Raw genomic sequence first — 12,046 nt, forward strand, 5'->3', positions numbered from 1 at the left:
CGGCAATGTGACCGGCACGGGCACCGGCAACAACTGGGATTGCAGCGTCGCCGGCAGCGCCAACTCGGGCGACCCGAGCTGGAACGCCACCGCGCACAAGCTGATCCCCATCGCCGGCATCGGCAGCGGCACCGCCGGCCACCTGGAGACCGGCGAGGCCATGAAGTGGATGGCTCAGAACCACGCCAGCACCAGCTACTACGTGCCGGCCCACCTGGAGCGTGCCGGCCCGTTCAACCCGGACGGCAACAACGGCTTCAACGTGGAGCACCTGCGCAACTTCAACAATGCCGCGCCTGCTGTCGCCTTCGGCATGGAGTCGCAACCCGGCCATGGCGCTTCGGCCAACCGTGGCGAGTACTCGCCCAACCGCAACACCATCGGTGGCGTGCAGGTCGACTCGGTCGGCGGCACCACCTGGGGCGGCACCGGCGTTTACGCCTCGCAGCTCGGCGGCGTGTGGGACGCCATGCTCGGCGAAGGCCGCAACTTCTGGTTCTTCGCCAGCTCCGACTGGCACAACCGCGGCAGCTTCGGCCCCGATGACCGCCGCTCGACGCAAGACTTCTACCCCGGCGAGTACCAGCGTGACTACGTGATGGTGCGCAACCAAAGCGACAAGCTGCGCCCGCAGACCATCGTCGACGGCCTGCGCAGCGGCAACAGCTTTGCCTCCAGCGGCCAGCTGATCGACCGCCTGGGCTTCGTGGCCTGCGTCTCTTACCCCGGCCCAGGCTTTCGCTCCAACGCCACGGTCGAAGCGCTGGCCGTGACCGCGGCCACCACCAGCACCGACGTCGACAAGGCCGGCTGCGCCACCATGGGCGAAAAGCTCGTGGTGCGCCCGGGCGCCGAGATCGTGGTCTCGATCGCCGTGCGTGACCCCGCAGGCAGCAACTTCTCGCCGTACACCTTCCCCAACCCGTCGTTGCTGCAGATCGGTGTGAACCAGCCGATCAACATGCCGGTGCTCGACCACATCGACCTGGTGCGCGGCATGGTCACGGGCTACAAGGCGCCGGGTGCGGCCGACTACGCCGGTGCATGGCCCAACACATGGCTCGCCAACCCTGACCTGGCCACCGTGCCGGCCGCTGCCAAGAACACCACGACGGCTGTCATCCGCACCTTCAACGGCAGCAGCACAAGCCCGTGGGCGCAAGTGAACTCGGGCGTGGACAACACGGTGTTCCTGAAGATGACCCACCGCATCCCGGCGGTCGCCGCTTCGCAGTACGTGCGTCTGCGCGGCAGCAACATGCCGGCTGCCGTGCCGTATGAAACCGACGCCAGCGGCAACCCCCTGGCCGACGTGAACACCAACGCCGGCAACACCGCGCTGCTGCGCATCCCGTGCACGACGGTCGGCACCAACGTACCACCCGCCAGCCCCACCTACACCGGCACCGCGATCGACGGTTGCCCGGCTCACCTGCCCACCGTGGGCGGCGTGAAGTACGTGGCCTATGACGTGGCCGCTTGGGCGGATCTGTGGTTCTACAGCAACCCGATCTACGTGGAAGTGGCCGGCACGACCACGGTGGCCGGCGTCAAGTAAGTACCTGCCAGCGGTTCAATCAAGAAGCAGCGCTCAAGGCGCCACGCGGTTTCGCGTGGCGCCTTTTTTTTGGCTCGCGCGCGCCGGCGCTTGTCTTCTTCCTGACTTGCTCGGGGCCTACGATCGCCGGCTTTGCGCACCAGGGTCTGGCGTGCTTGCCGGCGACCCCTGGCGACACTGATTGCGACCATGTCCACACCGTTCCCGACACCCAGCTTCACCCCCCCGCACGCCACCCTGCCCCGCGACAGCCGGCTTCCCGCGTGGGTGCGCGAGCCGCTGCTGCACTTCATCGTGCTGGGCGGCCTGCTGTTTGCAGCCGATCACTTTCTGGTCAGCCGAGGCGACGACCCGCAGACCATCGTCGTCAGCCTGGAAGTAATGAAAGAAGCCAAGGAGCTGTTCAAGGCCTCACGCGGCCGTGACCCCAATGAAGAAGAGCTCACCGCGTTGCGCCACGTGTGGCTGGACAACGAAGTGCTCTACCGCGAAGGCCTGGCGCTGCAAGTCGACAAAGGCGACACCGCCATCCGCGAGCGCGTGATCTTCAAGGCCCTGAGCGTCGTCGACACCAACCTCAAGTTGCCGCCCGTCAACGACAAGCTGCTGCGTGAGTGGTTTGAAGGCCACCGCGCCAAATACGACGAACCGGGCCGCTACGACTTTCAAGAAGCGGTGCTCACAGGCGACAACTCCGAAGCCACCGTGCGCAGCTTTGTACAGGCGCTGAACTCCGGCACACCCGGCGACGCGAAGGCGGGGCTGCGCGTCTTCAAGGGCCGCCCACACGCCAACCTCGTGCAAAGCTATGGGCCCGATTTCGCCAAGGCACTCGAAACCTCCACCCCCGGTGAATGGCGGGCGCTGCAAACACGCGAAGGCTGGCGTGCCATGCGCCTGGACGCCAGCGCCCTGCCCAAGCCCGCCAGCTTCGAGGCCCTGCGCGGCGTGCTGCTGCAAGACTGGACCGACACCACCATGGCCGAGCAACGCAGCGCCGCCGTGCGTGCGCTGGCCCAGAAGTACACGGTGAAGACCGAGGCTGCGGCGAAATGAAGCGTCTGCTGCGTGGGCTGCTGCTGAGCGCCGTGGCCTGGCTGAGTCTGGGCGCGTCAGCGCATGAAATGAGCATGGCCGAGATGCAGATGCGCGAAATGTCGCGCGGCGAATTCTTCTGGCAGTGGGCTGCCAGCGAAAAGCGCCCCGCAGGAGAAGACCTCACGCCGGTGTGGCCAGCGGGCTGCCAGGCCGAGGGCAACGTGCTGCACTGTGGTGAAGGCGGCATGCGCGGCACGCTGGCCGTCGACGGCGTGGGCAAGCGCTATTCGGCCGCGCTGGTCAAGGTCTATTGGCTGGACGGGCAATCTCGGGTCTACACCATCACCCCGGGGCAACCCACGGTGCAGCTCTACGGCTCGGCCGATGACAAGCGGGGCATGGGCGAGATCGCCTGGGCCTACACCGTGCTGGGTGTCGAGCACATCCTGGCCGGCATTGACCACCTGCTGTTCGTGATTGGCCTCTTGTTTCTGGTCGGCTTCAATCGGCGCCTGCTGTGGACCATCACCGCCTTCACTGCGGCGCACAGCCTCACGCTGGCCTGCAGCGCGCTGGGCTGGCTGGTGCTGCGCCCACCGCCGGTGGAGGCCACGATTGCCCTGTCCATCATGCTGGTGGCGGGCGAGGCACTGCACCAACGGCAAACGCTGGCGCGCCGCTGGCCGGCGCTGGTCGCGTTTTTGTTCGGCCTGATGCACGGGCTGGGCTTTGCGGGGGCGCTGAAAGAGATCGGGCTGCCTGACAACCATCTGCTGGTCGCACTGCTGACCTTCAACGTGGGTGTCGAGATCGGGCAGCTGATGACGGTGGCGGCGGCTTGGGCGATCTGGCGCGCCGCCTCGCGCTGGCCGCGCCTCGCAAAGGCCCGCACGGCCTTGCTCTACGGTATCGGCTCGATGGCGGCGTATTGGTCGTGGCTGCGCATCGTGGCGATCTTCGGCTAGCGCGGTCGGCGGCATGGACGAAGTCATCAGCCTCTTCCCGACGCCGTTCCTGCGCGCGCGGGCCGCGCTGCCCCGGCCTTTGGTGAAGGGCCTGGTCGATCACTTCAGCGCGCAGGCCGTGCGTGACAACAGCTCGTCTTCCAACTTGTCGCACACGGCCATGCTCAAGCCCGGCGACAGCCCGCTGCTCATAGACGTGGCCGCCTTGATCACGCCCAAGCTCACCGACTTCGGTGCGCTGTTGTTCGGCGAACGCATGGGCTGGTCGCTGAAGGAGATGTGGGTCAACCTGCTCGACACCGGTGGCCGCCAGGCCATGCACAACCACGCCAACAGCTTCGTGTCGGGGGTGATCTACCTGACGCCTACGCACGAGTCGTCGCAGACCGTGTTCATGAAGTCACCCGGCGGCACTGACTTCATCTTCCGCAACGACCACGCGCGCATGACGCCTGGCCCGTTCAGTGCCGACAAGTGGGTGAGCCCCGCGCCCGAGCCCGGCGACATGGTGCTCTTCCCGAGCTACCTGATGCACGCCGTGCCGCCCAATGCCGGTGTGCGCCGCATCTCGCTCGCCTTCAACGCCATTCCGGCGCGGTTGGAATCGTGGGGCTACAGCATCGGGTTCAGCGGTTGAAGCCGTCACCCTGGCAGCGGCACGCGTCGCTCGCCCTGATGGCGGCGTCCGGCTTCGCGGGCCTGGGCTACCAGATCGTCTGGACGCAGCAATGCGCCCTGTGGCTGGGCCATGAATCGGCCGCTGTGCTGGCGTTGGTGGCGGCCTTTTTCGGCGGCCTGGCGCTGGGCGCCCTGGCCCTGAGCCCGCGCATCGAGCGCAGTGCACAGCCTGTGCGCTGGTACGCCGCCTGCGAACTGATCATCGGCCTGTGGGGCGGCGTCTTGCTGTGGCTGATGTCGCCGTTCAGCAGTGGCATGTTGCTCTTCATAGGCGAGCAGCCCTCCGCTGTGTGGCAATGGGCGGTGGCCTTCTGCGGCAGCTTCTTGCTGCTGCTGCCGGCCACCGCCGCCATGGGCGCCACGCTGCCGGCGATGGAGCGCATCACGGCGCAATTGCGCCGCGAAGGCCGTTCCATCGCGGCGCTCTATGCGAGCAATACCGCAGGAGCGGTGGTGGGGGTGCTGGCCGCGGCGTTCTGGCTGGTGCCGGTGCTGGGCCTCGCGCACACGGCGGGCGTGTGCATCGCCCTCAACCTGCTGTGTGCTGCGGTGTCGCTGATCGCGTTTGCACGGCACTGTGCGCCGGCACCAACGCCCTCCCCGCCCGCGTCATTCGAGGCGCGCTGGGCGATATCGCGCCTGTTGCTCACCGGGCTGCTGGGCATCGGCTATGAAGTGCTGGTGGTGCGCGTGCTCAGCCAGGTGTCGGAGAACACCGTCTACACCTTTGCCCTGTTGCTGGCGGTGTACCTCGTGGGCACGGCCCTGGGCGCGGCGGGGTACCAACGCTGGGGCGCGCGCCACGGCAACTCGGCGCCGTTGAGCGACCGACTGTTGAGTGCGCTCGCCGCTGCCTGCCTGGTCGGCACGGCCAGCCTGTGGGCCAGCGAACACATCAAGACGCTGTTGCTCGACGAATGGGGCCTGAGCATGGCGACGGCGCTAAGCGCGGAAGCCACGCTCGCTTTGGCAGCATTCGGCCTGCCTACGCTCGCCATGGGGGCCGTGTTCAGCCATTTGAGCGCCTGTGCGAGCACGGCCGGGGTGAGCTTCGGCCGCGCGCTGGGTGTCAACACCCTGGGGGCAGCCGCGGCACCGCTGCTCTTTGGCGTGTTGTTGACCCCTTGGCTGGGGCCCAAATGGGTGCTGTTGCTGATCGCCCTCAGCTACCTCGCCCTCACAGACACGCGCGGCTGGCTCACACCCACGGTGTGGGCGCCTGCGGCGGCCGCCATTGCGTTGGCGGTCTGGGCGCCGCCCCTGGTCTTTGTCGACCTTGACGAAGGCGAACGCATCGTGAGCTATCAAGAAGGGGCGATGGCCGCGGTGAGCGTGGTGCAAGACGCGCGCGGCGTGGCACGCTTGCGCATCAACAACCGGCAGCAAGAAGGCAGCAGTGCGACGCTGCTGGTCGACGCGCGCCAAGCCTTGTTGCCAGTGCTCATGCACCCAGCGCCCAAGCGCGCGCTCTTCCTGGGCCTGGGCACGGGCATGACCGCGTCGTCAGCGGCCCAAGACCCGACGCTGCAGGTCGATGCCGTCGAGCTGCTGCCCGAAGTCATCACCGCTGCGCAACATTTCACACGCGCCTTTGGCGAGAGCGCGCCCAGGCTGCACGTGATGGCAGCCGATGCGCGCCGCTATGTGCGCTCGACTGCGCAGCGCTACGACGTGATCGTGTCCGACAACTTCCACCCCGCTCGCAGCGGCTCGGGCTCGCTCTACACGGTGGAGCACTTCCAGGCGGTGCGCGAGCGCCTGGCCACGGGCGGTGTGTTCTGCCAATGGCTGCCCCTGCACCAGCTCGACCTCGACAGCCTGCGCAGCATCATGAAGTCGTTCCTCACGGCCTACCCTGAGGGCTCGGCCATTTTGGCCAGCAACAGCCTGGAGACACCGGTGCTGGGCCTCATCGGCCGCAGCCCAGCGAGCCGGTTCGACGTCGACACGGTGCGCGCGCGCCTGGCTCACAACCACCTGCCCCGGCGAGCTGCCGACTTCGGCATCGAAGACGAGTTTGCCCTGCTCGGCAGCTTTGTCGCGGGGCCGACGGCGCTGGCGCGCTTTGCGGGCAACGCGCCCAAGAACACCGACGATCACCCGGTGGTGGCGTATCGCGCGCCGCGCATCACCTACGCGCCCGATTCGCTGCCGCGCGATCGCTTGATCGCCTTGCTGCACGGGCTCTCGGTCGAGCCTGCTGAAATTGTGGGTGCATCGACCGATGCCGCCTGGTCGCGCCGGCTCGCCGCCTACTGGGCGGCGCGCAATCGCTTCGTCGAAGTCGGCCGAGGCGTCACGCCCGCTTCCAACGTGGTCGAAATGCTCGCGCAGGTGCAGCAACCCTTGCTGGCGGTGCTGCGCATCAGCCCCGACTTTCGCCCGGCCTACGACCCGCTGCTGCGCATGGGCAATGCCCTTTCGGGCACCGACGCGCCAGCAGCGCATGCGCTGCTGACCGAGCTGGCCTCGATCAGCGCAAACGCACGAACCTCAAGCGATCGATGAGCGGCTCGGGCATCTGAAACGTGACGTGCTCGTCGAGGATCTCGACCAAGCCGAGTTGCGCCATCATCTTCAGCTCTTTCGCCGAGGCGTCGAAAGCATATGGGTTCTCGAGCGAAGTGCCGGCCTTCGGCAAATCTTGCGGCAAGCCGAATTCGGAATCGCGGTACGCGGAATGGGCAAAGGTGCTCATGATTTCTCCTGCTAATAGGGGGAGAGGCGCCAAGCGCCGAGAGCACCTGGAGCCGCGTCAGTGGAAGCTCTTCACGAAACGAAGGGTGATGAAGGTCAGAGTGCAACTCCAGGGGTGAGTTCAGATGATGTCGCCGCGTCGATTCACCTGCGTGGTGCACATGGCGTTTCTCGGCGGGGGCGTGGTCGAATTGCAAGCAATGAGCATGCCGAAGGTGGTGGCTGAAACTTTCATGACCGGCCGAGTCACTCGCGTAAGGCTGCTCAGTCTGAGACCAGTTCAACAGACTGGTACTCGGCGTGGCTCCAGGCCAGTGCCACGCCCAGCACCATCAGGGTGGCCGCATTCTCCTTCACCGAAATGCGGCAGTCGAGGATCACATCACCGTCTTCGCCCATCAGGCGGGTCTTGCTGCCTGCCTCACAGGTGAGCGGCGCACCGTTGAGGGTGGTGGTGGTGATGGACGCAATGGTGTCGTCATGCCCGCCGGAGAAATGCGCGACAAATCGCAAGCGTTGCGCAGCACCTGTGGCTTTGACAGGGCAGTTGAAGCTTCGGGAGTCCCAGGCAGAAGCCTGCGTTTCACAGGCAAGCTTCTCCGCTGCCTCGGCAGAAGGAACCCATGCGGTCGAGGCCAGCACGGCCACGGCTGAAGCAATGAATCGAATCACGTTGGGCGCTCATTTCTGAAATGAAACCCTCACATGATGCGCAGCTGTTTTTGACAACAGCAAGACATCCCGCCGAGCATGGAGATGCCGCTACGGCAGGGCTCAGGGGTGCTGTAGGCGCACGAAGGCCGCACGCACCGCACGCACAACGGACTGCAAACGCCCTGACAGAGTGCGCGCCGGGTCAACGTTGGCGTGGTGGTCGCCCTCAGCGTCGAGCACGGCCCCGCGCAAGTACCCGGGGTCCATCAGTGCACCTACTGATGTGGGCGTGAAGTGAAGTGGATTTTGACCTGCATGCATGCTTTGCTCCCGGAGCGAAACTGATCACATTGCCCGTGCCGCAAGGGTGGCACGCTCATGTTTGCCCTGTGTTTCGTGACTTGTTTCACTCGTTGCCCGGGGCACCGCCGTGAGGCGACCCATTCAGCGTAGCAGAAAACAGGATAAACTGTTTATACAGTATTCTCTTTTTGTGAACAAACCATGACCACTGCAAAGCCCAAACCCAGAACCCGTGCAAATGTCACGTCAACCCCAAAGGCCGCCCCCACCAAGGCCCCGGTAAAGGCGCGCCCCAAGGCGGTTGCCAAGACGGCAGCCACGCCTGACTCACCTTCGGCCAAGCCGAAACACAAGCTGGTGCGCGACAGTTTCACGATCCCGAAATCGGAATACCTCGTACTGGAATCGCTGAAGCTGCGAGCCGCGAAGCTGGCACGCCCCACCAAGAAGAGTGAAATGCTGCGTGCAGGCATCAGCGCATTGCACGCGATGACCGACAAGGCGTTCCTCGCTGCTCTGGGCGAAGTCCCGAGCATCAAGACGGGTCGGCCCAAGAATCTTGCCCCCGCGAAGGCGGGTGACAAATAACGGGGCCGTTGCTAGCGGGGCCGTGCGGGGCTGGGGCGACGGTGTCGTGCTCCAGTTCGCGCAAAGCCGCAGGCGCCCCCGCCCGGTGCAGATCAAGCATTGTCTGATGCGCCGAAGTGCGCAAATCACGCCGGCAATGTCCGGATGGAGCGCACTTTCTCGTAAAGATGAATAAGGCCCCCTGTCTGGACTGGAGACTTGAATGAGCATCACCGTTGGCGTCGATCCTGTGACCTTTTTCGTTGCCAGAGTCCTCACGTCGGCCGTGTTTGTGGGCATAGGGGGCGTTCTAGCCTGGGCGGCGGGGGAAAAGGTCAAGGTGCCGAAGCGGCCGCTCTGGGTTCTGGTTGCCTTGGTCGGGCTTGCCGCCGGGCTCGCTTCGTTCTTGGCCGAATGGGCATCGCTCAAAGTCAGTCTCGGTGTTGGCCTTGGCGCGGCGGTGTTGGGCGCTTCACTGGCGTTCGATAAAGATGGGTCGAGCAACAAAGTTGCTACAAGATTGATGGGAGCCGCTTTGCTTGCGGTGGCCGTGGCCTGGGTCGGCTGGAACGGCTACGTGGTGTTCAGGATGTTCAGGTAGAGCCGGCGCAACTGCCTCTAGAGCGAATCGGTTTTGCACACGAAACCACCGTGAGCCGCGAGGCGCTCAGTGCAGCATTGCCACGGGTGGCATCCAGGCGCGACCGGTGGCGGTTCGCCATGCCAGTACCGCGGCAGCATGCTCGGCGCGCGCCTGGGCTGTGAGGTCGGCGCGCTCATGCAATTCGGCACGCAGCAGTGCGAGCTCGGCGTGTGACATGTGACGCACGGGTTGCGTGGCGGCATAGACGCTCGCGGCCAGGTCGAATGCGGCCTCACGATCGTGGTCGGCAGGTCGTTCCAGGGCCTCGAGCCACGCCACCAGCACGGCGCAGCGCAAGGTGTCGGCGCCGTTGGGGTTGTGTGACCTGAAGATGGCCAAGGCCTGTGCCATGTCGCTGCCGGCCTCGGCGAGCCCGAGATCGTGCTTGCTCAGGGCCAGCCAGGACATCAGGGTAGCGTGGTGTGTCTGGTAACCCTCGAGCGTGCGACTGCGCGCCAGCGCCTGGCTCAGCGTGCGCAGCCCCGCCGCGGGCTTGCCCGTTGCGCGCTGCAGCTCACCCAGTAGGCCCCGCAGGTCTTCGACTTGCCTGCCGGGGTTCGGCGATTCCGCGTCCATGGCGGCCAGCTCTTGACCCGCGAGACGCATGCCCTCGTCGTAGTGGGCCGACGCTCGCAGCAGATAGGCAAGCAAGCGCTGCCGCTGCCCATGCGCCGGAACATCCGATGGGTCTGCCTCCAGCGCCTTGGCCACCACTTCCCGCTGCAGTTTCAGTCCCTCGTCGTATCGGCCCACCGCCACCAGCGACTTCGCCCAGAGGGTGCGCGCGTCGAGCGTGTTCGGCGCTGCCGGCCCGAAATATTTGTCGAACGCGGCGATGAGCTCGGGCATCTCGCGGGCCACGAGCTCGTTCTCGCCGACGTAAAGACGCGCGTTCTGAAGGTTCAGGCGTTCAATCAACGGCCCCGTGATCTCGGCGTTCGGCACCAGGCGCCATTCGGCAATGGCGAGCGTGTAGGCGTCCCGTGCTTGCGCGTACGCTTCGGTCGACATGTGGGCATGACCGATGGCTGACAAGGCGTTGGCTGTATCGTCGCTGGGCGCGTATCCGGCGCGTCGATGCTCGGCCAAGGCCAGCTCGATCTCAGAGACCGCTGCCTTCGTGTCGCCCCGTCTCGCGCGCAGTACGGCAAACCCTGCTCGCGCCCGCAGCAACCAGGGTGGCGACGACCGGAAGCGCTGTCTCGCAATCTCGATGCACTGTAAGGCCAGCACTTCGGCCGCGGGGAACTGCGCTTCGTTGTAGAGCACGTCGGAAAGCGACAAGCGAGCCGTGACGGCGAGGTCGGTGTCACCCAGGCCCGCACGTTCGTAGAGCGCGAGGGCCTTCTCGAAATGCACCTGCGCCTCGGTGTTTTCTCCGCGCGTCGAGAGGATGTCGCCGATCTCGTGCTCCAGCTCGGCCCGCACATCCGGCTGATCCTTGAAGTCGGTCTCCAGGCGTGCGGCACCGCGCCGCAACAACTCCCGCGCGCCGATGTCTTGCCCCTGGGCCACATCGGGGTCACTGGCGCTGAACACTTGCTTCATGAAACCCTGTACCGCGACAGCTCGTCGCGCCTGCGTGCGCGCGGCTTGCGCCTGCCACAGCGCCACCGACAGCGCAGTGATCAGCGACAAAGCCACCGCCGTAGCAGCCGCCATAGGCCGCATGTTTCGGCGCAAGAACTTGCGGGCCCGGTAGCCCAGCGAGTCGGGCTGCGCCGACACCGGCAGGTCGGCAAGGTGACGCTCGATGTCCAGCGCCAGGGCTTCGACCGTCGGGTAGCGTTCGGCCACGTCCTTCTTTAACGCCTTGTTCAAGATGGCGTCAAGGTCGCCCTTGAGTGCGCGGCGATCGCCTGGGCTGGCCGCTGCGGCGCTGGCCAGTCGCACGTCCAATGAAGTGATGGCCTCTTCCAACGCGGCAGCGCTCTGGCGCTTGAGCTGATACGGCTTGGCCTGCGCCAGCAACTCGTAGGCCACCACACCCAAGCTGTAGACATCGCTGGCGGTGCCCAGGGGCTCGCCGCGAATCTGCTCGGGGCTCGCGTAGTCGAGCGTCATCGCGCGGCCGCCTTGCTGCGTGAGTTGCGTCTCTTGCGTGAGCTCGCCTTCCATCAGCTTGGCGATGCCGAAATCGAGCAGGCGCACCTCGCCCGCTTCGGTGACGAGGATGTTGGCGGGCTTGAGGTCACGGTGCACCACCAGCCTCGCATGTGCGTGTGCCACCGCACGGGCCACTTGCAGCAGCAGCCGCAAGCGCTCTTTCACCGCCAGCGAGTGGTGCGCGCAATGCACGTCGATGGGCTCGCCTTCGACATACTCAAGCGCCAGGTAAGGCCGACCCTGCTCGTCAACACCCGCGTCGTAGAGGCGCGCGATGTGGCGGTGGTCCAGGCTGGCCAGGATGTCGCGTTCGCGGCTCATGCGCTCTACCAGCCCGCGCGACCAGCTCAATCGCGGCAGCTTGAGCGCCACCGGCCGCTTCAGCCCGCCGTCCACGCGCTCGGCCAGCCACACCATCCCCATGCCACCGACGCCCAGTTCACGCATCAACCGATAAGGGCCAATCGTGGTACCTGCGGCAAGCTCCGCCTCGCCGCCCGTCACGCCGCTGGGCGATGTTGCCGGCCCGAGCGTGAACCGAGGCAGCGTGAGCAGCACGTCATCGGTCTCGACCCCCGGGCCCCCGCGCAGCAACTGACGCAGCTTTTGTTTAACCGAATCGGTCTCGGCCAGAGAGTCGAGCCAGGCGCCGCGCTGCGTGGCGTCGACCGACAAGGCTTCCTCTAGCCGCTGGCTGATGGCAGGCCATTCTTCCGCGAAAAACTTGAGGTCGGCCATGCGTGGCTCCGGGGCGGGCGGCGCGGCTCAGCGCAAGGCTTCGCTGAGCAACAAACGTGCTTTTTGCCAGTCGCGGCGCACGGTGCGGTCGGTGATGTC

11 protein-coding genes are annotated in these 12,046 nt (G+C 66.0%); 7 read left to right on the plus strand and 4 right to left on the minus strand.

Annotation, left to right across the window (positions count from 1 at the left end; translation table 11 throughout):
• The 5 genes from AC30QB_RS10485 to AC30QB_RS10505 form a co-directional block, all read left to right on the plus strand.
• On the plus strand, positions 1–1,558 hold a 1,558-nt coding region (locus AC30QB_RS10485; RefSeq protein ID WP_489546158.1), incomplete at its 5' end, for a hypothetical protein.
• A gap of 189 nt (positions 1,559–1,747) precedes the next feature.
• Complete coding sequence (locus AC30QB_RS10490; RefSeq protein WP_489546159.1) at positions 1,748–2,614, plus strand: peptidyl-prolyl cis-trans isomerase; 867 nt, start codon at positions 1,748–1,750, stop codon at positions 2,612–2,614.
• Positions 2,611–3,561: a HupE/UreJ family protein gene (locus tag AC30QB_RS10495; RefSeq protein ID WP_489546160.1), complete on the plus strand. Its 951-nt coding sequence runs from the start codon at positions 2,611–2,613 to the stop codon at positions 3,559–3,561. Before AC30QB_RS10490 ends, AC30QB_RS10495 begins: the two co-directional genes overlap by 4 nt.
• Before the next feature lie 13 nt (positions 3,562–3,574).
• The gene (locus AC30QB_RS10500; RefSeq protein ID WP_489546161.1) at positions 3,575–4,198 is read left to right on the plus strand and encodes a putative 2OG-Fe(II) oxygenase; all 624 of its coding nucleotides are present in this window, start codon (positions 3,575–3,577) and stop codon (positions 4,196–4,198) included.
• Positions 4,199–4,236: 38 nt separating this feature from the next.
• Positions 4,237–6,747 carry a spermidine synthase gene (locus AC30QB_RS10505; protein WP_489546162.1) on the plus strand — a complete coding sequence of 837 codons (2,511 nt, stop codon included), beginning with the start codon at positions 4,237–4,239 and terminating at the stop codon, positions 6,745–6,747.
• On the opposite strand, the gene AC30QB_RS10510 is transcribed toward AC30QB_RS10505, so the two are convergent.
• The 3 genes from AC30QB_RS10510 to AC30QB_RS10520 form a co-directional block, all read right to left on the minus strand.
• A complete protein-coding gene (locus AC30QB_RS10510; protein ID WP_489546163.1) occupies positions 6,713–6,937 on the minus strand; it encodes a hypothetical protein in 225 nt (74 codons plus the stop codon). The two genes, AC30QB_RS10505 and AC30QB_RS10510, sit on opposite strands and share 35 nt — an antisense overlap.
• Before the next feature lie 263 nt (positions 6,938–7,200).
• A complete protein-coding gene (locus AC30QB_RS10515) occupies positions 7,201–7,608 on the minus strand; it encodes a hypothetical protein (protein ID WP_489546164.1) in 408 nt (135 codons plus the stop codon).
• Between the two features lie 102 nt (positions 7,609–7,710).
• On the minus strand, positions 7,711–7,857 hold the full coding sequence (locus tag AC30QB_RS10520; protein ID WP_489546165.1) for a hypothetical protein: 147 nt from the start codon (positions 7,855–7,857) through the stop codon (positions 7,711–7,713).
• A 393-nt stretch (positions 7,858–8,250) separates the two neighbouring features.
• Here AC30QB_RS10520 and AC30QB_RS10525 point away from each other — a divergent pair, with 393 nt between their 5' ends.
• Positions 8,251–8,481 (plus strand): hypothetical protein, encoded by a 231-nt coding sequence (locus tag AC30QB_RS10525; RefSeq protein ID WP_489546166.1) that lies wholly within the window; start codon positions 8,251–8,253, stop codon positions 8,479–8,481.
• 202 nt (positions 8,482–8,683) lie between these two features.
• Positions 8,684–9,061: a hypothetical protein gene (locus AC30QB_RS10530; RefSeq protein WP_489546167.1), complete on the plus strand. Its 378-nt coding sequence runs from the start codon at positions 8,684–8,686 to the stop codon at positions 9,059–9,061.
• A 66-nt stretch (positions 9,062–9,127) separates the two neighbouring features.
• Here the strand turns inward: AC30QB_RS10530 and AC30QB_RS10535 are convergent, their stop codons facing one another.
• Positions 9,128–11,947, minus strand: coding sequence for a protein kinase domain-containing protein (locus AC30QB_RS10535; protein WP_489546168.1), 2,820 nt, complete (start codon positions 11,945–11,947; stop codon positions 9,128–9,130).
• Positions 11,948–12,046: the final 99 nt, after the last annotated feature.

The organism is Rhizobacter sp., assembly GCF_046595475.1.
In the GTDB taxonomy this organism is placed as follows: domain Bacteria; phylum Pseudomonadota; class Gammaproteobacteria; order Burkholderiales; family Burkholderiaceae_C; genus Rhizobacter.

Excerpts from the sequence above, each read along its gene's own strand:
- AC30QB_RS10490 (WP_489546159.1), top strand. The coding sequence starts at position 1,748 with ATGTCCACACCGTTCCCGACACCCAGCTTCACCCCCCCGCACGCCACC.
- AC30QB_RS10495 (WP_489546160.1), top strand. The coding sequence starts at position 2,611 with ATGAAGCGTCTGCTGCGTGGGCTGCTGCTGAGCGCCGTGGCCTGGCTG.
- AC30QB_RS10500 (WP_489546161.1), top strand. The coding sequence starts at position 3,575 with ATGGACGAAGTCATCAGCCTCTTCCCGACGCCGTTCCTGCGCGCGCGG.
- AC30QB_RS10505 (WP_489546162.1), top strand. The coding sequence starts at position 4,237 with ATGGCGGCGTCCGGCTTCGCGGGCCTGGGCTACCAGATCGTCTGGACG.
- AC30QB_RS10510 (WP_489546163.1), bottom strand. The coding sequence starts at position 6,937 with ATGAGCACCTTTGCCCATTCCGCGTACCGCGATTCCGAATTCGGCTTG.
- AC30QB_RS10520 (WP_489546165.1), bottom strand. The coding sequence starts at position 7,857 with ATGGACCCCGGGTACTTGCGCGGGGCCGTGCTCGACGCTGAGGGCGAC.
- AC30QB_RS10530 (WP_489546167.1), top strand. The coding sequence starts at position 8,684 with ATGAGCATCACCGTTGGCGTCGATCCTGTGACCTTTTTCGTTGCCAGA.
- AC30QB_RS10535 (WP_489546168.1), bottom strand. The coding sequence starts at position 11,947 with ATGGCCGACCTCAAGTTTTTCGCGGAAGAATGGCCTGCCATCAGCCAG.